The organism is Geobacillus sp. 47C-IIb (genome assembly GCF_014679705.1).
Classification (GTDB): domain Bacteria; phylum Bacillota; class Bacilli; order Bacillales; family Anoxybacillaceae; genus Geobacillus; species Geobacillus thermodenitrificans.
This window is the reverse complement of sequence record NZ_CP061473.1, coordinates 1,714,120-1,739,759: the sequence shown is the minus strand read 5'-3', so window position 1 is coordinate 1,739,759 and position 25,640 is coordinate 1,714,120. Positions and strand designations below refer to the sequence as shown.

Below are 25,640 nucleotides of genomic sequence, written 5' to 3'. Positions count from 1 at the left end.
GATCTCTGGGTGCTGTAGCCTTGCTGCCGTTGCGCTGTTAAGGTGAAAAGTTGGATGAGCAATATCAAGATATGGATTGTTTTGTCCATCATCATTGTTGGGGATGGTCGTGTCGCGCGACAGATTATTTGCCCATTTCTTTCGCCAAGTCTGCCACTTCAGCGACGGTTAATCCGGTCCGTTTCGCAATCTCATGAATAGGCAGGACATCTAGTAAGTTTTTTGCGATTTCAATTGCCTTCTGTTTTTCTGCTTCTTTCACTGCTTCTTCTTTTTCCTGTTCGAAAAGCCGAATGACCTTTGTCATTTTGATCCACTCCTTTACTTTTTTTGCATATTCTTCGTCAATAAACTTATCGGTAGCGGTTAAGATGCCGGCGATGACGTGTAGTTGCGTTGGTTCGTCACGAATTTCTTTCGCGAGCTCGATCGTTTTTTCAATCATCGTTTGCCGGTCGAAACGACTATGCATAAGCGGAACGAGAATGAGTTTCATCGTTTCTTCCGCTGTTAACGGTTCGTTGTTGAGAATTTTTTCTTCGATGGCATGGAAAATCGCATCTCCGTTGTATTCGCAAAGCAATACGGCTTTCGAAGAAATCAACACATCTCCAGCGTGCAATTGTTCGTGAGCGCTTGTGACTTCGCTCGTATAAATGACAACGATATGAATAGGCTTGATTTGTTTCTGCTGTCTATAGTATGTGTGCAAAATTCGGTAAGCATAATCGAGGTACTTTAAATGGTTTTCAATAAATCGTTGGTTGCTTTCGTATTCAAGGAGAAGGATCGAATCATCTTCGAGAAGAAACAAGGTGTCTGAACGTTTTTCATCCGCTCGTACAGCTGGATATTCATTAGGCAACAGCGTCTTAATTTTCGGCAGTCCATGTAGTCCGTAAACATCGAGCGCTTGGTTTTGGTACAATTCGCTTAACGACTTAAATTGGGTTTGGTGCCTGTCACCACCCGAAATTTGTCGAAATATTGGTAATTGAAAGATAAAGGGGAGGGTATTACAATGATGGGTGAGAACTAATGTTCTGTGATTGGGAGGGATGGATGAGTGACGGTGAAGATTTTAAGCATTGGGTTGAGGGGGTTAGAAGGGTATCGGGTGCAGGTGGAGGTGCAGGAGGTGCCGGGGATTGCGGCGATGGTGATTGTTGGGTTGCCGGATGCGTCGGTGAAAGAGGCAAAGGAACGTGTTCTTGCTTCGCTTTATGCTTTCGGATGTGATTTTTTTGATAAAAGGCTCGTTGTTCATTTGTCTCCGCCGGAGAGGAAAAAACATAGCCCGATGTTTGATTTGGCGATGGCGATTGGGATTTTGAAGGCAATGGGCAAGCTGACAGCGCCGGTTTCCCCCGATGCAGCGTTTTTAGGTTCGTTATCGTTGGATGGAACGATTCAGCCGGTGGATGGCATGCTTCCAGCGATATTGGCAGCAAAGAAGCTCGGTTTTCAAAAAGTATACCTTCCGTATGATCCCACACTTCCGCTTCATCATTTGAAAGATCTCGATTGTATCTTTGTTCAGACATTGGAAGAAGCGGTGCAATATCTGCAAGGACAACGCGTTCTTTCGTTACCCCCAGCTTTTCGCACTCCTGAAATTACGAACTCCCCGCGAAAGCATCATCGGGATTTTCAATCGATTATTGGCCATCATCAAGCAAAGCGAGCATTGGAGATCGCAGCGGCAGGCGGACATAACGTGTTAATGGTTGGACCGCCTGGGTGCGGGAAAAGTTTGTTGGCGGAAACGTTTCCGACGATTTTGCCGAGCCTTTCTCATGATGCGCAGTTAGAGGTGATCAGTTTGTACCAGCTGGCAGGGGAAAAAATCGAGAGCGGCCATCCGCCTTTTCGCCATCCGCATCATTCCGCTTCATCGGTTTCTTTAACATCTTTCCGAAAGAAGTCTCCCACTTCTAAACGAAGTGAAAGTGGGAGATGAATTTCGGTTAGGTATAGCCTAAAATTGTCTCTTTTTTGTGTATTACAATATAATCAGTTATAGAAAAAATATATCGAAAATCAAGGTATGAAGTGAGGTGATTGGATATGGCAAACAAGGCATACAAGTTTCGTTTGTACCCAACAAAAGAACAAGAACAACGGCTCGCCAAAACCTTCGGTTGTGTCCGTTTCGTTTACAACAAAATGCTTGAAGAACGCATACAAATGTTTGAAAAGTTCAAGGACGATCAAGAATCCTTGAAACAGCAAACATTTCCGACCCCTGCCAAGTACAAAAAGGAGTTTCCTTGGCTAAAAGAAGTGGACAGCCTTGCGCTGGCAAACGCCCAATTGAATTTGCAGAAAGCGTTTCAACACTTCTTTTCTGGCCGCGCTGGATTTCCCAAGTTCAAAAACCGCAAGGCGAAACAGTCGTACACCACAAATGTGGTAAATGGCAACATCAAGCTTTCAGATGGCTATATCAAGCTGCCCAAACTGAAATGGATCAAGCTCAAGCAACACCGGGAGATTCCTGCCCACCATATCATCAAGTCTTGTACGATCACGAAAACCAAAACAGGAAAATACTATATTTCTATTCTCACAGAGTACGAACATCAACCTGCCCCAAAAGAAGTACAAACGGTTGTTGGGCTTGATTTTTCCATGAGTACGTTGTATGTCGATAGCGAGGGTAAGAGAGCCAATTATCCTCGATTCTATCGCAAAGCATTGGAAACATTAGCGAAAGGACAGCGTAAATTGTCTCGTAAAAAGAAAGGCTCGAATCGTTGGCACAAACAGCGTCTGAAAGTAGCGAAGCTGCATGAAAAAATTGCGAACCAACGAAAAGACTTTCTGCATAAGGAGTCGCACAAATTAGCGAAACGGTATGATTGCGTGGTCATCGAAGACCTCAACATGAAGGGAATGTCCCAAGCCCTCCATTTCGGTCAACGCGTTCATGACAACGGCTGGGGCATGTTCACCTCTTTCCTTCGGTACAAATTGGAAGAACAGGGGAAGAAACTGATCAAAATCGACAAATGGTTCCCCTCGTCCAAAACGTGTTCGTGTTGCGGTCGAGTCAAGGAGTCTCTATCGCTTTCTGAGCGTACATTCCGCTGTGAATGTGGATTCGAGAGCGACAGGGACGTCAATGCGGCCATCAATATCAAACATGAGGGCATGAAACGATTCGCGATCGTCTAACTTGTCCTCGAACCGTGGGGCACACGGGGATCGCTCGGTCAACTTCCCATCATGAGATGGGATTACCCGAGAAGCCCCCACCTCTAAGCGAAGCGTAGGTGGTGGGAGTATGTCACTTGGCGGGGGAACGCACCCAAAGCCTGGCGAAGTGTCGCTGGCACATCGCGGTGTTTTGTTTCTCGATGAAATGGCGGAATTTGCGAAAAAGACGCTGGATATGCTTCGCCAGCCGTTAGAGACGGGGAAAGTGACGATTAGCCGTATTTCGTCGACGGTAACATATCCTGCGGACTTTATTTTGCTTGGGGCGATGAATCCGTGTCCGTGTGGATATTTAGGCTCAAGAACGCACTATTGCACATGCAGTCCGAAACAAATTCAAGCGTATCGAAATCGTGTTTCCGGACCGATTTATGAAGCGTTATTATGGTAAATGGATTGACAATGACAGCGGAATGTTGGAAGTGAGTCGATATATTCATCTCAATCCTGTAGAAGCTCATATGGTGCATGCGCCGGAACCTTACCGATGGAGAGTTTATTTGTATATGCATCCCAAATCGCTGCCTCCGAAATTTATGAATATGGATGCATGATTAGATTACTTTTCAGGCACAAAAACAGAGCGGAAGAAAAAATATGCTGAATTTGTGAGGGAATGAGGCTGCCTGTCACTTGTCAGCCATCGAAAGCGCGCGGAAATGGCATCAGCGGAAAGGACGATGATTAGGCACCCCTTGGTGGGGCGGTTTATTTATAGGCATTTTCTATATACAGCGGTTTCCCTAATGAAATGAGTGCAAGAAAATTCTTTAAGGTGTAAAATATAATTACAATACCGTTTTTAAAAGGGAGAGGAAAGGTATATGGAAGGGAATATGGAAAAGAGACCCTTCAATGTTTATTGTAATTCCATTAGTTTAAGTATGAGTCTTCATGATATTATCCTTAATTTTCAACAGCAATCGCCCGATGAGAATATATACCTCGGAAAGGTTACTATGAGCCCACAACACGCCAAACAATTTGCTTATTTGTTATTGAATTACATTAAGCAGTATGAAGAGATATTCGGTGAAATCCCTTCCCCGCCAAGTGAGGAAAAGATTCAGGAACTTTCGCAATTAGGTATTATTGGTGTGAAGAGTGAGCAATAATGGAAGGTAACAAGATCAATACAGACTACATATTTATAACTGAGGACCCTCTAGGCAGAGAGGTGCGGCTTAAAAGCACAACATGGAATTATCATATTGTTGGTGGGGATCATACAAGGGAAGAGTTTATAGGCCAAGAAGATATGGTCAAGAGCGTCATTCAAGATCCTTGTGTTATATTGCCAAATAATCCGGACGATCAGCATGATACAAGACAAAAATATATAGATCTTGTGCAATTGCCTAAGTTTAAGTCGCTAAAGGCGTTGGTCGTTATTGTCGACCATGAAGATGAAGCGTATGGTGACGTTGTTACCGTCATCGCCAAAAGCAGGTTAAACCAAGAGACAGGAGGTGCGATTTATGTTCGTCCAAAATTTACAGGAAAACGTTAAATACTCCTATGACTATGATCACGATGTTCTTTATATTTATTTGGGCGAACCAAAAGTGTCGTACGATGACGAAGCAGCTCCTGGTGTGTTTATCCGGTTTTCTGAAGAGGATGAGGTCATTACTGGCATTGTGATTATGGACTACAAGAAGCGGGATATTGAGCGTATCAAGAAATTTATACCGGTGAATATTAATTTTCATATGATTAACGAACAAATCCATTAGTTTTCGGCGATTTTGCCTCTGGAATGGATTCCACTATATTATCCTTCGCTACGTTAATGCGGCTGGGGCGCACGAGTCGGGGGCAAAGCGGTTTTATTTTCTAGAGGGCTGGTGAAAAACGACCGATTTCGCCGAACCCGTTGCTTTCGGCTGAAAGAGAAGCGTTGATTTTACAGGACTTCTCAATTTGAGAAGAGATTCCGTTTTCCGCGATTTTTCACGAAATCACCAGCCTTCCAGTTTCGAACATACTCGTTTTTAGTTAAGGGTATAGAGAGCGAAACAGCGGAGGAAAAAAGGTTTTTCCAAGGGCTCTCCCTCCTTTCCCGCCATGCGGGTGGGAGGAGGGTCAAATGTATTTGATCATGGCTGTTTCATCGCAACAGTCGAGTTTCGGGCAATTGACACAGTCAATCCACACTTTTTCCGGCAGTGTTGATTTATCTACGATCTCAAACCCGCATTTTCGAAAAAACTCCACTTGGTACGTGAAGGAGATTAACCGCTTCACCCCGAGTCTGGCCGCTTCGTTCGCAATATGTTCAACGAGCAGGCGTCCGATTCCTTTCCCCATATGATCGGAGGATACGACTAACGAACGAACTTCCCCCAGATCGTGCCCTAAGATATGTAATCCTCCTACTCCAACGATTTGGTTGTTTTCCCTTGCTACGTACATGCATTGCAAGTGCTGATAGATGGATAATAACGAACGCGGCAAAACCAATCCCTTTTCCGCAAAGTGTTGAATTAACGCATGTATTTCTTTCACATCACTGGTGACGGCATGGTCAATTTGCATCGGGCTCCCTCGCTATCGTATAATAATAGATTCTTTTTTATAAATATACGATATTTTGTGTTAATATGCAATCAAAGATTCCATTAATTTTGATCAAGAAATCGGAGAGGTCGTTCGTTTCGCATATACGGGAAATGCTCTTATGATGTTCTTGATATGTTTATGCACAGGCATGTAAGATAGACATCTACGAGAGCACCATATTCATTGATAGAAGAGACCATTCCTCCCGCCAAATTATCATCTGTGATGAAAGACGAGTGTATTCCATCATGCCAACGACTTAAAATACATAGCTGAAGAGTTTGCATGGTACCACATGAAACACATGAAACAAAGACAAGCTCTGACCACAAACTAGGGATTTACTTTGAGTTAATTTTCAAAAAAAAAACGGATATTATTGTAGATTTATCGGATATTCTGATGAAAGGCCTTTCATTATAATTGATGTAAGCGTTTCATATCATCTTTCGTATTTTTGCGATTCCAGTATAGTGACAAGCCGACAAAACAGAAGGGGGAGAATACAGAAATGAGAAGAGTAGGTTTGGTCGTATTGAGTTTGCTTCTTCTCTTGGCTCTAGCCGCATGTAATGATGGTGGGGAAGAGAAGGCATCTGGCGACAAGAATGGCGTGATCGAACTGACTTTATGGACCGACTGGACTGAAGATCGTCCAGAAAATACTGTTTATAAAGATATGATCTCGAAGTTTAATGAGCAGCATGATGATATAAAGATCGTTTTGGAAACCATTCCTCATGATCAATATGAAACAAAGTTAAGAACACAAGCCGCGGGTAACCAATTACCTGACATGATGCGTGTATGGCCTGGCGAAAGAACTTCTGTGCTTGTGGAAAGCGGCGCGTTGCTTCCGCTTGATCCCATCATCGATCAGTGGAAAGAGTCCATTCCAGAATCCATTTTAGATGATTATGCGGTCAAAGGGAGCTATTACGCCATACCTTCCAATGTCAGTTTAACGAGTTTGATTTTCTACAATAAAGAACTCCTTAAAAAAGCTGGCTACAGTGATTTTCCGACAACTTATGAAGACTTGAAAAAGTTGATTGTCGCTCTCAATAAAGAGGGAATCACCCCTATTTCCTTAGGAAACAAGGCGACTTGGCCGCTTCAATCCGTATACATTTCAACGATTGCTGATCGTTTTACGGGTAGTGATTTCTTGCCTAATGTGCTCAGTGGCAACGGTTCCTTTGTCGATAAGAATTTTATTCAAGCGTTATCTGTGATCGATGAGTTGACGAAATTAAATGCCTTTAACGAAGATATGAATACGATCGACGAGGCGACGGCGAGAAATGAGTTCATCAAAGGATCTGCCGCTATGCACTTTGCAGGTTCTTGGGCAATTGGGCCAATTCTTGATAACGTAGAAAACATTGATAACATTGGAGTTGCTCCGCTACCAACATTTGAAGGAGGGAAGGGTGAACCGTCTAGCATATCCGGTGTAGCAGGTGGGGGCATCGCGTTAAGCTCACAATTAACGAAAGAGGAACAAGAGGCCGCCTTTGAATTCCTGAAATTCTACTATAGTGAGACGTTATATCAAAATCTTGTTAAGGCAAATATTATTGTGCCTGTAAACGTTGAAATGGATAGCCAAACACCGGCGATATTCAAAACAGCGAATAGCTTTGTTCAAGGCGGATTAGCTCCGGTTTATGATGCGACATTACCTGCGGAATTAACCGACATCATTAACAATGGGCTGCAGGCGATTACATTAGGGGAAAAAAGCCCGAAAGAGCTAGCTAAAGAAATGCAAGATGCACTAGAAAAAATGAAATAAAACACGTTCACTTCTATACCGTCGCTTTCATTTGGATCTTGTCTTTCTCGAGTGTTGGATTGCCGAACATGAGGTTGATTAAGCCGCTATGAATCTACATTTGGGGAGTGTCCCGAGTCACTCGGGACACGAATCTCTATTCAAAGGTGAGCTGTGATGAAGATAAACAAGAAAACAACCATGGGGATATGGCTTGGAATCCTTCCCGCTCTATTGATATACACCGTTTTTGCCATTCTACCTATTTTGCAATCGTTTTATTATTCCCTCATGAAGTGGAACGGGATATCAGAGATGACCTTTGTGGGGCTGGATAACTTTGTGGAATTGTTAAAGGACCCTGATTTTTGGAATTCGGTCAAAAATAATATATTGGTCGTACTTGCGTCTGTGTTCGGTCAAGTGCCGATCGCGTTATTGATCGCCATCCTACTGAATAGAAAGCTAAAGGGGTCTAGACTATTTCGAACGATTGGCTTTTTACCAGTCGTATTATCGACCGTTGTGATCTCGATCACTTGGAATTTAGTTTATAATTCTAAATACGGATTAATCAATGAGTTTCTCAGAAGTATAGGGTTAGACTTCTTAACGCAAAACTGGTTGGGCGACCCGGACTTAGCATTGTATTCCGTGCTTGTGGTCATTGTATGGCAGTTTGTTGGGTTATATTTAATTATTTTTCTCGCCGCATTACAAAATATCCCGAACGAGGTGTTAGAATCAGCGAAAATTGATGGGGCTTCGGAATGGGTGACCACATGGAAAATCACTATCCCGATGATTTGGGATACCATCCTAGTGGCGATCGTTTTATGCATCTCAGGAAGCCTAAAAACGTTCGATCTGATTCTACAAAAGATGTTTGAAGAAGATCTAGTCACTATTATCGAGAAGTTAGGTTTGGATCATGAAGAAACCAATGATTGGCTAATTGAAAGAGCCTTGGAATACATTCGTCAGTTTTATCGAGAACCGATCAAAGCGAGTGAAGTCGCTAATGTAGTCAATATTTCAGCCAATTATTTCAGTACGATATTTAGGCAAAAAACCGGGAAAACATTTAACGAGTATGTCAACCTTCTAAGAGTTAACGAAGCGAGGAAACTGCTTTCTGAAACTTCTCTTCGAGTGGGTGTGATCGCTAACAATGTCGGTTTCCATGAGTATAAGTATTTCGTCGAGGTATTTAAGAAATTTACAGGCATGACTCCAACAGAATATCGAAATTTGTACAATAGAGAGCTAGGAGGATAAGGCATGGAGAAAATTGGTATGCAATTGCCGAATCATTTTATCATTGGTGCCGCGTCATCTGCTTGGCAAACGGAAGGGTGGTCTAGCAAAAAAGACTTTCAAGACTCTTATTTAGATCTTTGGTATAAAAATCATCGGGAGGTTTGGCATAACGGGTACGGACCAACGATTGCTACTGATTTTTACAATCGATATAAAGAAGATATTCAATTCATGAAAGAAATTGGTCTTACGCATTATCGGACATCAATTAATTGGTCAAGGTTTTTGGTTGACTACGAACATGCTGTCGTTGATGAAGAGTATGCAAATTATATAGAGAATGTGATTGATGAGTTATTGAAAAACGGAATAGAACCAATGATATGTCTAGAACACTACGAAATCCCCGGAGTCTTGTTTGAGAAATACGGAGGTTGGGGATCAAAACACGTTGTTGATTTGTTTGTCAAATATGCAGAAAAAGTATTCGAAAGATATGCCCATAAAGTGAAATGGTGGTTTACTTTCAATGAACCCATTGTCATCCAAACAAGAGTTTATCTAGATGCTGTCCGATGGCCTTATGAACAAAACACGAAGAAATGGATGCAATGGAATTTTAATAAAACCCTAGCGAATGCGAAGGTTGTTCAGCTGTTCCACCAATCATATACGAGTCAACATAGAGAGAGTAAGATCGGGGTCATTCTAAATCCTGAGGTGGTTTATCCACGATCCAGTGCTCCACATGATATCGAAGCAGCGAAAATGTATGATTTATTTTTTAATCGGATGTTTTTAGACCCGATGATTAAAGGAGAGTATCCGAATGAGCTTTTTGATTTAATGCAAAAACATGACTGTTCCTTTGAGTATAACGATGAAGAGCTGCAGATCATTAAAGAAAATAAGGTTGATTTCGTAGGGATTAATCTTTATATGCCTAAACGAGTAAAAGCTAGGACGACAGCCTGGAATCCAAATACCCCTTTTCATCCAGAATTTTATTATGAACACTTTGAGTTGCCGGGTAGAAAGATGAACCCTTACCGCGGGTGGGAAATATACCCAAAAATTATGTATGACTTTGCCATTCGTATCAAGGAAGAGTATGGTAACATCGAATGGATTGTTACTGAGAATGGCATGGGGTTGAAAACGAACACCGCTTTAAAGATAAAAACGGTGTCATTCAAGATGATTATCGGATTGAGTTCATTAGTGAGCATCTAAAATGGTTATTAAGAGGGATTGAAGAAGGTTCTAACTGCAAAGGATACATGCTTTGGGCTTTTACGGATAATGTTTCTCCAATGAATGCTTTCAAGAATCGGTATGGTTTAGTAGAAATCGATTTGGATGATGATAGAAATCGAAGAATGAAAAAGTCTGCTTATTGGTATAAAAACCTGATCCAAACAAGACAGTTTGAGGCAAACAATGATCATTTTTATAAATAATTAGCGGCTGATCATGAAGAATACGTGTGAAAGGTTGTTTTACTTCTTGTACAACGTGTGACTAACTATCCATGAAAAATTAAGTATCACTTTTCGTTTCAGAGCAACATCATTCACGTGGATTCGATTTGTTCATTTTTAGGAGTGGAAAGATGAATCGGAAATATATCGCATTTGATATTGGGGGAACATTCGTCAAGAGCGGAGTGATCGATGGCGACGGAAAAATGATTGATAAAACAAAAGAAAAAACCCCAAATCATTTGGAGGAACTTTTAGCGCTCATTGAACAAAGAGCTCTAGAACACGAGGATGTTGAGGGGATTGCTATTAGCACTCCAGGAGCAGTTTCCCCTGAGGGGGTTATATACGGTTCAAGTGCCATTCCCTATATTCATGGGCCAAATATGAAAGAACTGGTTCAAAGAAGAGTGAAAAAACCCGTTTTTTTAGAGAATGATGCCCCCGAGTTCGACAGTTTTGAGGCCATTTTAGGCAAATGAAAATGGCCAAAATGCTGTTATATCAAAGATTTCGCGATGCGGATCCTAGAAAAAAACACTGAATTTCATAGGCACACGACTTGTTTATTTTAACTTTTAAAACAGCTGAATATCGGTTATAATATAGGCATGTACATACGGCGAGTAACACGCAAAAACAAAGATGGAACGACCGTGGCGTATCTCCAGCTTGCTCACAACGAATGGGATCCGAAGGCCAAATATGCGAAAGCGAAGGTGATTTATTCGTTTGGGCGCGAAGACGAGGTGGATCGCGCTGTCTTGGAGCGTCTGGCCAAAAGCATTTCGCGATTCCTTTCTCCTGAGCAGGCTTGGGAAATCGAGACGTTGACAGGAGAAGTGTCGGATGACTTTCAGTTTCAATCAAGCAAACGCCTTGGTGGCGCTTGGCTTTTGGATCAGCTCTGGAGACAACTGGGATTGGGAGAGATTCTCCACTCCTTGTTTGCCTCCCGACATCATCAGATTCCGTTGGAACGGCTGATTTTTGCCATGGTGGCGAATCGTGCCCTTCATCCGTCAAGCAAGTTGGCGATGGAGGAGTGGGTGGAGAAAGACGTGCATATCCCTCATCTTCCCCAAGTCGCCAGCCACCAGTTGTACCGGGCGATGGATGAGCTGCTGGCTGTGCAGCCGGAATTGGAACGCCAAGTGTTCCATGCCGTGGCCGATTTATTGAACCTGGAAGTCGATTTGATTTACTTTGATACGACTTCGTCGTACTTCGAAGTGGATCCATCCGAAACACCAGAAGGAGAATCGCTTCGAAAGCAGGGGTTTTCCAAAGATAAGCGTCCCGATTTGGTCCAAATCGTCATTGGACTGGCCGTTACCCGGGAAGGAGTCCCCATTCGCGCTTGGGTATGGCCTGGCAATACGATGGATATGACGGTCATCAAACAGGTGAAACAAGACTTGATTGGCTGGAAGCTTGGGCGTGTGATCAGCGTGATGGACCGCGGATTTTCGTCTGAAGAGAATTTGCGAATCTTGCAACAGGCCGGGGGACACTACATTGTCGGCGAAAAAATGCGGTCCGGCAAAGCCGCCGTCGAAGAGGCCCTAAACCGTCGCGGGCGCTACCAACAAGTTCGCGAGAACTTGCATATCAAAGAAATCATCGTGGGCGACGGAGAAGCGCGTCAGCGCTATGTTCTCGTGTACAATCCCAGCGAAGCCGAACGCCAACGCAAGGAACGGGAAAAGCTGCTCGAATCGCTGAAAGAGGAGTTGGAGGGCTTCGCCAACTCCCCAATGAAGCTCATCATAAGGCCACCTGCCGGCTGCGTTCCCATCCGTCCTACGGAAAATACTTGCGTCAATTGAAGGATGGAACGCTTCGCATCGACAAGCAAGCGGTTCGTGAAGCGGAAACGTACGATGGCAAATATCTCATCCGAACCTCCGATGACACCTTGTCTGCCGAGGATGTCGCGCTCGGGTATAAGCAACTGGTAGATATCGAGCAGGCCTTTCGGACGTTGAAATCAACACTCGAGCTGCGCCCCATGTATCATCGCTTGGAAGACCGTATCCGGGCGCATGTGCTGCTCAGTTGGCTGGCTCTCTTGCTGGTTCGGATCGTGGAGATCCGAACTCATGAATCGTGGCCGAAAGTAAGAGACGAATGCGAGCGTCTCATGCTTGGACATTTTTCTTCAAAAAACGGCGACCTTTATCAACGAACCGAACTGACGGCCAAACAAGCGCTATTCCTTGCGGCTCTAGGGCTGGAACCTCCTCCAAAGATTCTAGGCATCCACCCTCGCACCTAGATACACGCCCGAAGTGTGCCCAAATGCCTCCGATCCCTTTTGTATCAAGGGGCGAGAGGCATTTTGTTTGCCTAGTGACTGTCGAACTCGGGATGCCAATTGTGCAGGACTTGCGGAAATGTGGCGTGGAGCAGGTGTGGGGAAGAAAGATGTTTTAGTTGTTGTGATTGGTACTGGAATCGGCGGGGCTGTTTTTAAAAATGGTCATTTACATAAAGGGGGTCATTTGCATGGAGGAGAATTCGGATACATGCTCCTAACCACAGACATCAAAGGGGACAATGATGTTTGGTCAAGGATTGCCTCAACAAAGGCGCTAGTACGCACGGTAGCACGGTTAAAAAACATCGATGAGAATGCCATTGATGGGGAAGAGATTTTTAGATTAGCGAAAAAGGGAGATGAAGTTTGTCTTCAGGCACTGGATCGATTCTATCATTATTTAGCCGTAGGTATTTACAACTTGCAGTATATTTATGATCCAGAAATTATCCTCATTGGCGGGGGAATTAGTGCAAACAATGAACTCATACCAAGAATTAACGAGAAGTTGGAGCAAATCCTGTCAGTGATCCATTTGGCAAAGATGAAACCTCAAATTGCTCCTTGTCATTTTCGTCAAGATGCGAATCTTTTGGGGGCGGTTTATGGATTTATCAGAGAGTATTCCAATATAGGTTCAACATAAACCAAATCAGTTGTGCTCCTGTTGTGGATGCTAGCAGGATGAGGTGAAATGGTGGCCTATTCGGGATACGCGAGTGGGTGTGCTCACCATACGAGAATCATGACGTCGCTCAGAATCTCTTCAATGAGAGGGATCACTAACGGTCATCATAGGGGAGTCAAACTGTAGGATGCACAGAGATGGCTTGGCGCCGTAGGGAAGGCATTCCAAACAATCTCCCCCACCTCTTCGCGGTTGCGCAGGTGGGGGATGATTTCAGTGTTTCACGATGGATCGAAAGGGGATCGATTAGTTTCCTACCACTTGCTTTGCTTTTGCGGGATCGACATAAACGTTTTCGATGGAAGGGAACTGGGACAGTTTATAGGCTAAAATCTTTCTCACGGATTCGTTGATTCGTTCTTCTGACAGTTTTCCGGTTTGGACGGCGTCCCAGATGCCGTCGATCACTTCTTTTTGGTGGTCAAACGTATGGCAAACCAACAATAAGTCAGCGCCAGCCGCTATGGCGCGATAACCGAGTTCCCGATAGGTGAAATACTTGCTTACCGCTCCCATCTCCAAATCGTCTGTCACGACAATGCCTTCATAGCCCAATTTCTCCCGCAGCAATTGTTGAATAATCGCAGAGGAAAGGCTGGCGGGATGTTCTTTGTCGTATACCGGGTATTTAATGTGTGTGACCATCACAAAGAAACGGTCATGGTTGATGTTTGTGATGATTTGTCGAAATGGAAGAATGTCTTTGTTTTCAAGATCTTCCATCCCGGCCTCAACGGAAGAGCTGTCATGGTGCGGATCGACTTGACTGCGCCCGTTTCCCGGAAAGTGTTTCAAGACAGCCGTCACACCCGCATCGGTCAGCCCCGTCACTACTTGTTGCCCCAACCGTCCTGTCAACACAGGGTCTTCCCCAAACGAACGGCTGTCAGTCGCCGATAAATCCAACACTGGTGCAAAGTTGATTTGAATCCCCATCGCGGCCAGTTCTGTTCCCGTTCGGTGGGCGATTTGATACACTTTGGCATCGTCTTTGCTTTGCCCTAGCTGTTGTTGGGAAGGAATCGGGGAAACGTATTGCCGCATTCGGACAATCTTTCCCCCTTCCTGGTCAATGCTAAAGACGAGCGGGATTTTGAATCGGCTTTCCAAGGCGACCCGCTGCAAATCATTCGTCAAGGTAGCGACTTGTTCCGGTGTTTTCATGTTGCGGTCGTATAAAATGGCCCCGCCCACATGATATTGGCGAATCATTTGTTTTACGTTTTCATCGGACTCGGTCGATGGAAATCCGACAATGACGAGTTGGCCGATTTTTTCCCGAAGGCTCATCGTTTTCATCAGACGTTCAATTTTTTTGTTTCGATCAGACGAAGGTTCAAAAAAGGTGATGCTTGTTTGTTGGGGTTCATCGTTTCCGTTGTTTTCATTGGTTTGTGATTGTTGGTCGTTTTGTTCTGTCGGTTCGTTCGCTTGCGGCTGTTGGCTGTTCCCGCTGTTTCGTTTTTCAGAGCTGCTGCTCGGGGGAACGGTCTTTGAATCGGATTGTTCTCGGCTAACTAAAGCATAAGTAGACAAGCATAAGGCGACAGACAGTAGAGAAACTACGAGAATTGACGCCCATGAGATTCGTTTTTTTGCCTTTCTTCTAGAACTTCGAGAATGCTTCATTGCTTTTCACCCAGTCTAATTTTTGAATATTCGCTTCATCAAGCACCAAACGTCCATTTTCCTTCATGACATGCCAGTATCCGTCCCATCTCCGTTGCCAGCGAAGGATGTTAGTTCAATATATGAGATATTTCTAATAGTAATAACGTCGATTGTACCCCATTCGTTTCTATATACATGCTCATTGGATATGGAAAAGTTAACCTTCGCCTACGTAGTGCCTGCTCCCGTGATACCGTTCCTAAGGAAAGCGGTCGGAATCAGACATGAACCAGCTGAAAATCATCCATGACTACGGATGGCCGTCTCAGACACTTCACAAGCAGGAACAGGAGATGAAAAACGCTCATCTTTGCCAGTGTGCGTTGGCGGTTCGGCTTGTGATGGTGAGAGAGTTGTTGTGGAAGGACAGTGTGTCCTTCCTCCGTATTCACCGCAACGGAATTCGATCGAACGCTTGTGGAAATGGGGAAGATACTGTCCAAGCCCTTGCCCAGTTTGTGAACAACATCCATGAATGTCCGGGGGAAGTCTGGGGTGGTGCAGCGGGAAGTGAATTTTTTTAGGTGCATCATATCATATTGCAGTTCTTTCGCCCAACTCTCTATGTTCACATTTGAATCCAAAGACAAAAAACAGATCGTTTGGCTCGTTGCTGGATAAAAGCGTTTAAGGAAGGAAGTGCGGAAACGGACTAAACAGCGCAAAACGCCGGTAAAATGATGCATAACGGCGGTGTTGCGAAATAAGATGTACTACATCATAAGGTTGATTTTGTTCAACGTGGGGACGGGACGGGGCGCTAAGGTGATGGAATCGAGGACGGAAGTGCTGGAGGGTGGGAGTTGACTGATGGGCATACAAAACAGTGGAATCAGGTGTGGGCGGCGAGTAGGGTGTGTCAAGGCGATGGCGCAAAACGATGCGGGAGTGGAAGGCAGCGCTGCCAGCTGGAAGGCTCTCGATGAGGGAAGTTGGTTGTGAGAAATTACAGCGCGGAAAGATGAGGGGAAGGCTGAATGGAACAAGAGGAACAGATGCAATGGCTGCTAGAAAGTAGACAGGTCGAGATCGAATGTTTGAAAGAGATTGTGAAAAGTCTCAGTTATACAAAAGAGAAATTGTTGGCGATCATCATTAACCCTGGAAATTACGACGAAGAGACGATTGAAAAAGCGTGGGATCATTTGAAAATGATCGATGAAGGGCTGTTGGAAAGAAAAGACGGGGTTCTTTCGTCGAAGGTACACCACTTGCTTATCGACATCAAAAAGGAACTGAAGAAGATGAAGAAGACGCAGGAGGAACAGGAGCGGGTGCTATCCCAGGATCAGGGGGATGGGGAATGAGGATGTGGCCTCAACTGGCATTCAGAGAAAGGTCAGCGAAACGAATTGTGATAAAGGGAGAAGAACCGAACTCACACGAAAGCGGCGATCCTTCTAATCTGAGTGTGCTGGTTGATGGCAGACCGGAGTGATTTTTAAAACATAGGCGGCAAGAATTGGGGGACTGCCGCCTATGGTGTTGGCCGTCACCGTTTCGGCGCTAGTTCGACGGCGACACGGATGGCTTCAAGCATGCTTCGTTCGTCGGCTAGGTTTTTCCCAGCAATGTCGAAAGCGGTGCCGTGGTCGACTGAGGTGCGGATGATGCCGCCTTTTAGGCCGACGGTGATGTTGACGCCGGCTTCGAGCCCGAGCACTTTGATCGGGGCATGCCCTTGGTCGTGGTAACATGCTACAACGATGTCAAAATCCCCACGTACGGCTCGGTAAAAGAGCGTGTCAGCAGGGTATGGCCCGGTGACATTGATTCCTTCTGCTTGGGCTTTGTGAATGGCTGGGATTAGTTTTTCCTCTTCCTCCCCATTGCCGAACAGCCCGTTTTCCCCAGCATGGGGGTTAATGCCGCATACGGCGATGCTTGGGTGTTCCTTCCCCGCTCTTGTCAATGTATCATGAGCCAGTTTAATGACTTTGTAGGTGCGCTCGGGATTAATCATTTCGATCGCTTGAATGAGCCCGACGTGGGTCGTGAGATGAATGACCTTTAGTTGCGGTGAAGATAGCATCATCGCATAGTCCTCTGTGCCGGTTAAATCAGCTAAGATTTCTGTGTGCCCTGGATACAGATGGCCGCCTTTGTGCATTGCTTCTTTGTTCAGCGGGGCGGTGCAAATGGCGTCGATTTCCCCGTTTTGGGCCAGTTCAATGGCCCGTTTTAAAAATTGGAAAGCGGCATCTCCCGCTGCGGCCGATACTTGACCAAACGGCAAGTCGACCGGGAGTAAATCTAAATGGAGGCAGTCAATCATCCCGTATCGGTAATCTGCTTCGGCGATGTCAGAAATCGGGCGAACCGTCAGGCCGGCGTTTGTGATCCGAACAGCACGTTCCAATATTTTTGCATCCCCGATTACTAAAGGATGGCACTGTTCGTAGATAGACGAGTTTTGCAGGGCTTTAACGATAATCTCCGGACCAACTCCTGCGGCATCTCCCATCGTGATTCCAATGGTAGGTTTCATTTGGCATCGACTCCTTGTAACTGATGAACGGCTTGAATTAAAGTGTTTTCTGAACCAAAGGCTCCAGCCTTGGTAACGACGTACATTTCCGACTCATGGATCAGTTTTGCTATGGGTACCCCTGGTTCGATTTCATCAATCAATTCAAAACCGGTCGCTCCTATTTGACTACATACATATTTGGCAGTATCTCCGCCTGTTAACACCATGGCTCCAAAATATCCGTTACGGATCAACTCGGCGGCGACTTCCCCCAAGCTCTCAGCAATGAGGTTGCTCGTTTCGATCGGGGTTCGTCCGCCTGCTTCCCCGATGGCTCGTACTCGTTGGATGTCACTAGAGGAAGCGGAAGAATAGAGGACGATATGGAATCCTTGTTTTACCTCGTTCTCGGCCTGGCGCAACGCCTTTTCCATTTCGGTGATGCGGGACTGGTGGTCGCACACCAGTTGTACAGAATCGACTTGGATGCCTTTGACGTTTGGTAAAGAAAGAACACGATCAAGCTGCGTCCGCGATACTTGACTTACACTTCCAACAACGAGCAAGATCGGTCGTTTGTTCGGTTTTATGATCATCGTTTTGGGCGATGTTTGCAGGTCATATACTTCGGGAAGATAATACGCCAATCCAGCCGAACCGACCCAGACGACTTGTTCATTGAGCTGGCGCACATATTGAGCGATATCACGTAAATCGTCTTCGCTGACAGAGTCAAAGACGATATACGGGATGCCGTCAGCCCGGTAGTGATCCAATTGCTCCTTCACCTTGTCGAAGCCGAGACGAAGGGTTTGATAATCAATCACCCCGATCGGCCGCTTCGTCTGTTTGGCAAGCAAGCGGGGAATGGATGATTCGTCGATCGGACATTTCGGATCCCTTGATAGCTCGGTCTCATGAAGCAAGGTGCCATGCAAAAAGTGGTATCCTTGATAAACCGTTCGTCCATTTTGCGGATAAGCCGGTGCGATCATCATAAATGTCGGCTGCAAGGTGTCGTAAATGGCATCGATTTCTGCGCCGATATTCCCTCGCAAGGTGGAATCAATTTTTTTGTAAACCAGTGTAGCATACTCTTTAATTGTTTCAGACACACTTTTTACCTTCTCGTATGCTTTTTCTTTAGGTAAGGAACGGGTATCAGTATCAATGACAATCGCATTAGATAAATGCCAAGCGTTCGGATCAGGTTGAAACAGAACGGATGTATTTAATCCGTGGTAAGCAAATTGTGCGCCGCTGTCATTTGCACCCGTTAAGTCATCTGCAATGATTGCGATTTTCATGGTGTGTATCTCCTTCCTTAAGGTAAGGGAAGTGCCAATTTATGAACCCATTTGATACTTGACGGTGTTCTTGCTGTTATTCTTCTTTTCTAATTTTTTGGACAGAAATGCAATATAAAGGGGCAACAAAATTGCAGTTGTAACTGTACTGGCTGCTACTTGGACGGTCGCCAAATCGACAACATTAGCGAAAGAAGCATTGGCAGCTGCGATGGCGGCAGGGGTGGCTACTGCGTTGCCTGCAGTGGAACCTTCAGCTGCCCCGACGATCGGATTCCATCCCAGAATTTTAAAGACAAAATACCCGGCTGTGCCGGTAAGAAATACGGTGGCTACCCCAAGCAATACACCGCTTAATCCGCCTTTGACAATAGCCCCGAAATCAATTCCCATTCCTAAGGAAAAGGCGAAAAATGGGATTAACATATCACTGCCTTTAGCTAAGAACTCTCTCATGTCACTATCCAAGTTGCCAAGGATCATTCCGATGACAATGGGAAGTAAGACGGAGATAAATGAGATAACTGAAAACATTCCGTCAACGAACCCCATTGCTCCGAAAATCGATAAGGCAACCATGGTTAAAAATGGCCCATCATTTAATGCTAATAGAGAATAGGCTGCCTTGTCATCTTCTTTACCATATTGGCCGACAATTGCCATGTACAGCCCTCCGTTACTGTTGGTCATGGCGGCAATAATGGCAAGAGGAACTAACCCTAGAAACAAACCGTCCGCACCAGCAAAAAGGTAGGCGATTAGCCCAACAACCGCTCCAACTAGCCATTTTATGAAAAGCAAAGTAAAACCTTTTCCAAGAGCAACCCCCGCGCTGCGTAAGTTGATTTGTGCCCCAGCGCAAAGCAAAAAAAGAGCAATTAAAGCACTTGCGCTATTTACAAATAATGCCTCAGTAAAGTTTCCAATCCGAAGTAAATCAGGAACAACCGTGTTAATAGTTGCGGCTAATAGTAATGGCACGACCATCATCCCGCCAGGAATACGATCCAATGTCGCTTTGATTTTCATTTCTCCCTTTCCCCCTTCTTGAAGTGTTGAAAAATGAAACATTTAATTTATGTGAAATCGCTTGCAATTAAATTGTAGTTCGTTTTGTTTTATTTATCAACACATTTTTGTTAAAATAAATAAAACTGAAATAATGTTGCGTTTTGCAACATTATTTCAGCTTTCTCCATAAGGTGCTTCGGTTAATGCCAAGTCGTTTCGCTGCTCTCGTTTGGTTCATGTTTTCTTCTTCAAGTACCTTCCAAATGATCTCTTTTTCAATCTCGGCCAACGGCTTGTGCAAATCCAAACATAAATCGTTTCCGCTGTCAAGGAAACCGATAGTTTTTAAGTCTTCGACCTGGATATATTCATGGCGGGCTATTTGGATGGCTTGCTCCATCACCTTGTTTAATTCTTGCAAATTGCCTTTCCAATGATGGCGGTGCAGCCATTTGAGAGCCGCTTCGTCGATGCCGACCACTTGTTTTCCGTACTTTACATTGTATTGGGCGATGAATTTTCGCGCATATTTTTCTAAGTCTTCCGTGTACTCGCTTAACGATGGCAAACGAATTTGATTGGCCTTAAACTGTTTGAACAGATGATGAGATAGCTGTTTTTGTCGGGCTAAATGAGCCGGGTCGTTCTCAAATAAAAAGATGATCCTCACCACTGCCGTAGCAATGAGTTGGGAAATCTCATCTTGCCGCAGTAACGGCAGCAGTTCGACTCCTTGCAATACACATGTTCCACCTTCCCTATAGGTGAAAATAGAGTGGAGGTGGTCAATCAGCTGGTCGTCATCAGCTGTTATGCGGACGTGCAACAACATACCCCCTGTTTGCTTGCCCTCGCAATGGATGATTCCCGCCAGCGTTTTTTTGCCGCTTCCTTGTTCACCATATAGCGCCACTGGTTCGCGATGCATCGCTGCCCTTTTGCCTTGCTCAATCACTCGATGAATCGATTCGCTGTTGCCGATGATTTGAGAAAACGAACGCATCGTAGGCTGTACAGCAGAAACGGTTAAGTCATGTTCTTCTTGGAGCTCAGTGCTTTCAGCCAAGCGTATGTAATAGTGAGGTTCAAGCGGATCTTTGTTTAAACATCCTTGCCGCAAATGCATCCGTTTATCATTGACGATACAGGTGGATTGAATTTCCACAGGTGCGATCGCTCGGCATAGCTCGTTATATTCATGGTCAAGAAAGGGGAAACAGGCATAAATGGATGATTCGTTGGAGTTGTTTTTCATCCAATTGAATCGGTTTTGAAAAGCCGGGCTGGCATACTCGATGGTGCCCTGCTCATTGTAAACCGCAATGGCGACACGGCTTTGGTGCAATAGTTGTTTATATCGTTTGACTTCTTTGGCTGTATTTTTGAGCATTTGATATGTTTGCTTTGCCTGTTCAAACGCTTCGATGACCGATTCTTTGCCGGAAGTAATAAGAATGCTTTGCAGTCCGTGCGCTTCCGCTGTCCTGCAAGTGACTGTATCCCCGATAATTGTTTGAGCGCCTGCTGCCTTTGCCTCTTTTACCGCTTCGTCAACTTCTTTTTGGTCATGGATAATGGTGTAAGGGATCTGGATATCTAAAAGGTTGGATACAGAAACAAATCCTTGGCAAATGTTCGTGAATCCGATAATCCAATGATGGGCGTGATAGTCTTTCACCAGTGTCAATATACGTAAAATATCGTAACCCGACACTTGAATCTCAATAACGGGCAATGAAGTATATTGGCGTAACAGTTGTGCCGTGCCACCGCGGCTAATAACTAGATCGAACCCTTCTTTTTCGTACTGTTTCACAATCGGAATGGCCTCTTGCAAGTCGCCTTGCACAACGGTCAGATCGAGTTCCTGTTGTTCTTTGGCTAACGTGGAGGCCAGTTCTTTCAGTCCAGGGTACGGGGCAATCAATAATGTTTTTATGTTCATATCCATTCATCACCTGTTTTGTTCTGGTCTTTCGTTCCCATTCATTATAGCCCAATCTTTAGCTAGATGTGACATATATGAACACATTCATTTCCCCTGTATAGGTATGGCCGAGAGAGTGATCGACTAGGGGATGGGACTAAACTGGAAAACGTGGAAGCCCAGACTACTATTTGAGGTTATACCTAATGAGGACGATGGATGAATAGGTGCATAGGTATTCAAAATATTCAGGCTTGAAAAAACATATTCAAAGGTCTTTGGTGTCAGTGGTTACGAAGACAAGGATGGTTCTTTCCTGCAGCTTTCGATTTTGCACATGACAAAGAGCGATTCTCTCTATTTCATATAACTTTATATAAAATTCAAAATATTATTGACAAACAGCTATAGCTAGTATAATAATTAAATCAGATCGGTCTTTTTGATGATATTCAGTATAATTAATTCGAGGTATATAAGCTTTGGCTAAACTCTATGATTGACGAATTTTTTATTTTATCCCTTCACTGCATATCCTCTTATTCATACACAATTGTTTATCTTTTGGAACACAAAAGATGGAGTGAGTCGAAAAATTATAATTTTATAAACTTATAATTTTGCATTGCAATTGAGGAGGATATCAATGTACATAGATAAGAAACTACATATTCCCCTTTATCGACAAGTAGAGCGAGTATTAGAAGAAAAAATAAAATCAGATGAATGGCCAATTGGACATCAATTGCCAACTGAGCAGGAGTTAGCCGATCTTTTTGATGTTAGTACGATTACAGTAAAAAGAGCTATTCTAGAACTTGTAAACAAGGGTTATTTATATAGGCAAAGGGGAAAAGGAACTTTTGTATCGAGGCCAATAAAAGAACAAAATTTAAATGTTTTCTTTTCTTTAACCACTGAAGATGAGAAACATCCGCATAGGTTGGTCAGTTTTTCTGTTGGCAGGGCTGACAGAGAGATTACCAATAAGTTGGGTATTGAGAATGATATGACGGTGATCAAGATTAAACGTTTAAAAATCGAAGGCAATGAGCCAATGGCGCTGGAATATACCTATCTTCCTTATGACAAATGTTGCGGTCTTACACCAGATGATATAAATAACGAGCTTATTTACAATATCCTTAAGAAGAAGTTTCGTATCGCCTTAGGAAGAGCCAAACTATTTATAAAGCCTTACATTGCTACAGACGAAAAAGCAACATTACTACAAGTCGAACCTGGGAGTCCAGTTTTTGAATGGGAGAGGTTTACCTATACAAAACAAGAAGAGGTTATCGAGTATTCAAAGTTTTACGTACGCCAAGATAAAGAAGCATATTATACGGAGGTTTATTTTTAAATCTTTTACTATTCTATATATTGGAGTTTTTACCAATGAGTTATAGATGTATCCCCTAAAAGGTTAACCCCTGATCAAGGGGTATACATTTATTAAGGGAGTGAGGAATGCTGCAAAAGTTAGTCAGCATAATTGTTCGCTTATTCCTATAGTGATTATTACCTTTTCATGCATTATAGTAGTATCTATTTCGAAACTAAAAGTTATAATATTATATTTTTTTAGCAATTAAGGTCTGAAAATTACAAAATTTTAGTGTTTATTAAAAATATGAGAGGCTCTGATACATCAAGATTCCTATAGGGAGGTGATTAAAAAATCATCCTAAAATTAGTGAATTAATCGGCGGTGTTAAGGCTATCTGAAAAAATGATATCGGGGTGGGGAGAAAATGATGTTGAAAAGTAAAACAGTTTTAACTGTGTTGATCTGTTTGCTATTTACTATGATTGTGGGATGTGGTAACCAAACTGCTAGCTCACCGAATCAAAGTTCGAAAAGTGGGGGAGAAAAGACGTTAGTTTTGGCTGCCTATGGTGGAAGTTATGAAAAAAAGATGAAGGAAACGATCATTCCTAAGTTTGAGAAAGAGTTTGGGGTTAAGGTTAAGTATATAACTGGGAGCTCCATCGACACATTATCAAAACTTCAGGCCCAAAAAGATAATCCTCAAATTGATGTAGCCTTTTTAGACGACGGACCTCAAGCACAGGCAAAAGCTTTTGGATTACTTGCCCCGTTAGATGAAAAAATAGTCACCAACCTAAATAATGTATACGACATTGCAAAAGATAAGGAGAATATTGGAGTTGGCTTTGGTATTGTTGTGACAGGATTAGCCTATAACAAAGATTATTTTGCGCAGAATGGTTGGAAACCGTTAACATCTTGGAATGATCTGGAGGATCCTAAGTTTAAAGGAAAACTCGTATTACCATCTATCTCAAACACTTATGGAGTTCATCTGCTTCTAATGGCTGCTTTTGCGAATGGTGGGAACGAGAAAAATATTGAACCTGGATTTGAAAAGCTAAAGAAGATTGCTGAAAACGCTGTAACATTTGATAAAACTGCTGACGTGTCCAATTACTTTTTGCAAGGTCAAACAGTAGCCAGTGCATGGGGAAGCAGCAGAGTCTATACACTGCAAGATTCAGGATTTCCAATTGAATTTGTCATTCCAAGAGAAGGTGCTCCTGCTTTAATGGCAACAGCAAATGTGGTGAAAAATGCACCAAATGCGGAACTTGCACAGAAATTTGTCAATTTTATTTTGAGTGAGGAAGTACAAAAGGAATTCGCCCATTCTTTGTTTGATGGTCCTGTTAATAAAAATGTAAAACTAGATGGAGATATTGCTAAAAAAGTGGTTTATGGGGAAGAGCAGGTTAAAAAGTTAATCAAAGTGGATTGGGAATACGTAAATCAAAAAAGAGCTGAATGGACGGAAAGAGCAAACAAGGAAATTGAAGTAACCCGCTAAAGAGGGAGGGAAGGTAAATGGGTTATTTGTGTCTCGAGAATGTTGTTAAGCGATTTGATAAAACAGAAGTGGTAAAAAATTTGAATCTAGAAATTCATCAAGGGGAGCTTATGTCCTTTCTTGGGCCATCCGGATGTGGGAAAACAACAACATTAAATATGATTGCTGGTTTTTTGAAGGTGGATAGTGGGGAAATCATTGTTGGCGGGAAGCCTATTCACCACCTCCCTCCCAATAAAAGAGATATGGGGATGGTGTTCCAAAACTATGCTTTGTTTCCCCACATGACTGTATTTGAAAATGTGGCGTATGGATTGAAGCTACGTAAGATTAGTAGGAATGAGATTAAAAAGCGAGTGTCAGAGGCATTGGAAATGGTAAAGTTATCAGGTTATGAAAACTACTATCCTCGGGAACTTTCCGGTGGTCAGCAGCAGCGCGTTTCGTTAGCGAGAGCCTTGGTTATTAAACCGAAAGTTCTTCTTCTTGATGAACCACTAAGTAACCTTGATGCCAAACTCCGTCAAGAAATGCGGGAGGAAATAGTAGGAATACAAAAAACGCTTGGAATCACAACTATATTTGTCACACATGATCAAGAGGAGGCACTTGCGATCTCCGACCGAATAGCAGTGATGAACGAGGGGCAAATTGAACAGGTAGATAGCCCGGTTATGATTTATAACCAACCGAAGACAGATTTTGTTTCTAAGTTTATCGGCGAAGTGAATCATATTCGCGGTAGAGTTGTTGAGGTGTATGGAAGTAAGAAATGTAAGTTATCTTTTTACGGGAATGAACAAATAGTTGAGATCCAATCAACTAAAGGTGCTGAAGTTGATTTTTACATTAGACCCGAAAAAGTACAGATCTCTTTAGATCGGTATACCCAAGCAAATGGCGATTGCCAAACAAAAGTTGAAAGGAAAATATTCCTTGGTGCTAAAACGAGATATATCTTAAAAATATCTAATAATAAACAGATCATAGCAGATGTCCCCAATACAGTTTTAAGCCCTGACCAAATTCAGGAAGGGGAAAAAGTATCGATTTTTTGGGATCCAAAAGATTTATTCCTCTCTAAAAAGTGAGGTGAGTTAA

20 protein-coding genes and 4 pseudogenes are annotated in these 25,640 nt (G+C 43.5%); 17 read left to right on the top strand and 7 right to left on the bottom strand.

The annotated features are described in order from the left end of the window. Positions 1-124 precede the first annotated feature (124 nt). Positions 125-976 carry an RpnC/YadD family protein gene (locus tag IC804_RS08805; protein WP_081157547.1) on the bottom strand — a complete coding sequence of 284 codons (852 nt, stop codon included), beginning with the start codon at positions 974-976 and terminating at the stop codon, positions 125-127. 90 nt (positions 977-1,066) lie between these two features. On the opposite strand from IC804_RS08805, the pseudogene IC804_RS08800 reads away from it, so the two are divergent. The 6 genes and pseudogenes from IC804_RS08800 to IC804_RS08775 form a co-directional block, all read left to right on the top strand. Continuing rightward, a pseudogene (locus IC804_RS08800) lies at positions 1,067-1,906 on the top strand (magnesium chelatase domain-containing protein); the annotation flags it as partial. A gap of 161 nt (positions 1,907-2,067) precedes the next feature. After that, entirely contained in the window at positions 2,068-3,177 is a 1,110-nt protein-coding gene (locus tag IC804_RS08795; RefSeq protein WP_081157548.1) for an RNA-guided endonuclease InsQ/TnpB family protein, read from the top strand. 115 nt (positions 3,178-3,292) lie between these two features. After that, positions 3,293-3,601: pseudogene (locus tag IC804_RS08790) on the top strand (ATP-binding protein); the annotation flags it as partial. Between the two features lie 442 nt (positions 3,602-4,043). After that, positions 4,044-4,334, top strand: a complete 291-nt coding sequence (locus tag IC804_RS08785; RefSeq protein ID WP_172437883.1) for a DUF3467 domain-containing protein — start codon at positions 4,044-4,046, stop codon at positions 4,332-4,334. Then, positions 4,334-4,729, top strand: coding sequence for a hypothetical protein (locus IC804_RS08780; protein WP_081157550.1), 396 nt, complete (start codon positions 4,334-4,336; stop codon positions 4,727-4,729). Before IC804_RS08785 ends, IC804_RS08780 begins: the two co-directional genes overlap by 1 nt. Further along, positions 4,698-4,955: a DUF2283 domain-containing protein gene (locus IC804_RS08775; protein WP_011888351.1), complete on the top strand. Its 258-nt coding sequence runs from the start codon at positions 4,698-4,700 to the stop codon at positions 4,953-4,955. The genes IC804_RS08780 and IC804_RS08775 overlap by 32 nt, the downstream gene beginning before the upstream one ends. A 349-nt stretch (positions 4,956-5,304) precedes the next feature. On the opposite strand, the gene IC804_RS08770 is transcribed toward IC804_RS08775, so the two are convergent. Continuing rightward, positions 5,305-5,757, bottom strand: coding sequence for an N-acetyltransferase (locus IC804_RS08770; RefSeq protein ID WP_011888350.1), 453 nt, complete (start codon positions 5,755-5,757; stop codon positions 5,305-5,307). Positions 5,758-6,292: 535 nt separating this feature from the next. Here IC804_RS08770 and IC804_RS08765 point away from each other — a divergent pair. From IC804_RS08765 to IC804_RS08740, 6 genes and pseudogenes are all read left to right on the top strand, one after another. Beyond that, complete coding sequence (locus tag IC804_RS08765) at positions 6,293-7,579, top strand: extracellular solute-binding protein (protein ID WP_081157551.1); 1,287 nt, start codon at positions 6,293-6,295, stop codon at positions 7,577-7,579. Between the two features lie 156 nt (positions 7,580-7,735). After that, positions 7,736-8,836: a helix-turn-helix domain-containing protein gene (locus tag IC804_RS08760; protein ID WP_011888348.1), complete on the top strand. Its 1,101-nt coding sequence runs from the start codon at positions 7,736-7,738 to the stop codon at positions 8,834-8,836. Between the two features lie 3 nt (positions 8,837-8,839). After that, positions 8,840-10,278 (top strand): annotated as a pseudogene (locus tag IC804_RS08755) (glycoside hydrolase family 1 protein). A gap of 152 nt (positions 10,279-10,430) precedes the next feature. Continuing rightward, positions 10,431-10,781: an ROK family protein gene (locus tag IC804_RS08750; RefSeq protein WP_223812925.1), complete on the top strand. Its 351-nt coding sequence runs from the start codon at positions 10,431-10,433 to the stop codon at positions 10,779-10,781. A gap of 129 nt (positions 10,782-10,910) precedes the next feature. After that, positions 10,911-12,577, top strand: a pseudogene (locus IC804_RS08745) (IS1634 family transposase). Positions 12,578-12,695: 118 nt separating this feature from the next. Then, a complete protein-coding gene (locus IC804_RS08740) occupies positions 12,696-13,265 on the top strand; it encodes an ROK family protein (RefSeq protein WP_236927471.1) in 570 nt (189 codons plus the stop codon). Positions 13,266-13,553: 288 nt separating this feature from the next. On the opposite strand, the gene nagZ is transcribed toward IC804_RS08740, so the two are convergent. Continuing rightward, positions 13,554-14,606, bottom strand: a complete 1,053-nt coding sequence (gene nagZ / locus IC804_RS08735; protein ID WP_223812923.1) for a beta-N-acetylhexosaminidase — start codon at positions 14,604-14,606, stop codon at positions 13,554-13,556. 596 nt (positions 14,607-15,202) lie between these two features. Here nagZ and IC804_RS08730 point away from each other — a divergent pair. Together IC804_RS08730 and IC804_RS08725 are read left to right on the top strand one after the other, a co-directional pair. Beyond that, the gene (locus IC804_RS08730) at positions 15,203-15,502 is read left to right on the top strand and encodes a hypothetical protein (RefSeq protein ID WP_081157588.1); all 300 of its coding nucleotides are present in this window, start codon (positions 15,203-15,205) and stop codon (positions 15,500-15,502) included. A 453-nt stretch (positions 15,503-15,955) separates the two neighbouring features. After that, positions 15,956-16,285: a hypothetical protein gene (locus IC804_RS08725; protein WP_081157589.1), complete on the top strand. Its 330-nt coding sequence runs from the start codon at positions 15,956-15,958 to the stop codon at positions 16,283-16,285. Positions 16,286-16,470: 185 nt separating this feature from the next. On the opposite strand, the gene pdxA is transcribed toward IC804_RS08725, so the two are convergent. The 4 genes from pdxA to IC804_RS08705 all read right to left on the bottom strand — a co-directional run bounded on the left by pdxA (position 16,471) and on the right by IC804_RS08705 (position 21,711). Further along, positions 16,471-17,466 (bottom strand): 4-hydroxythreonine-4-phosphate dehydrogenase PdxA, encoded by a 996-nt coding sequence (gene pdxA / locus IC804_RS08720; RefSeq protein ID WP_011888339.1) that lies wholly within the window; start codon positions 17,464-17,466, stop codon positions 16,471-16,473. After that, entirely contained in the window at positions 17,463-18,755 is a 1,293-nt protein-coding gene (locus tag IC804_RS08715; RefSeq protein WP_081157590.1) for a four-carbon acid sugar kinase family protein, read from the bottom strand. Before IC804_RS08715 ends, pdxA begins: the two co-directional genes overlap by 4 nt. Positions 18,756-18,794: 39 nt before the next feature. Next, on the bottom strand, positions 18,795-19,784 hold the full coding sequence (locus IC804_RS08710; RefSeq protein ID WP_041264735.1) for a 2-keto-3-deoxygluconate permease: 990 nt from the start codon (positions 19,782-19,784) through the stop codon (positions 18,795-18,797). A gap of 151 nt (positions 19,785-19,935) precedes the next feature. Continuing rightward, positions 19,936-21,711: a sigma-54-dependent Fis family transcriptional regulator gene (locus IC804_RS08705; RefSeq protein WP_041264733.1), complete on the bottom strand. Its 1,776-nt coding sequence runs from the start codon at positions 21,709-21,711 to the stop codon at positions 19,936-19,938. A gap of 628 nt (positions 21,712-22,339) precedes the next feature. On the opposite strand from IC804_RS08705, the gene IC804_RS08700 reads away from it, so the two are divergent. The 3 genes from IC804_RS08700 (at position 22,340) to IC804_RS08690 (ending at position 25,630) form a co-directional block, all read left to right on the top strand. After that, positions 22,340-23,056, top strand: a complete 717-nt coding sequence (locus IC804_RS08700) for a GntR family transcriptional regulator (RefSeq protein WP_011888335.1) — start codon at positions 22,340-22,342, stop codon at positions 23,054-23,056. Positions 23,057-23,447: 391 nt separating this feature from the next. After that, positions 23,448-24,539, top strand: a complete 1,092-nt coding sequence (locus IC804_RS08695) for an ABC transporter substrate-binding protein (protein WP_172437885.1) — start codon at positions 23,448-23,450, stop codon at positions 24,537-24,539. A gap of 17 nt (positions 24,540-24,556) precedes the next feature. Then, positions 24,557-25,630 carry an ABC transporter ATP-binding protein gene (locus IC804_RS08690; RefSeq protein ID WP_011888333.1) on the top strand — a complete coding sequence of 358 codons (1,074 nt, stop codon included), beginning with the start codon at positions 24,557-24,559 and terminating at the stop codon, positions 25,628-25,630. Positions 25,631-25,640 lie beyond the last annotated feature (10 nt).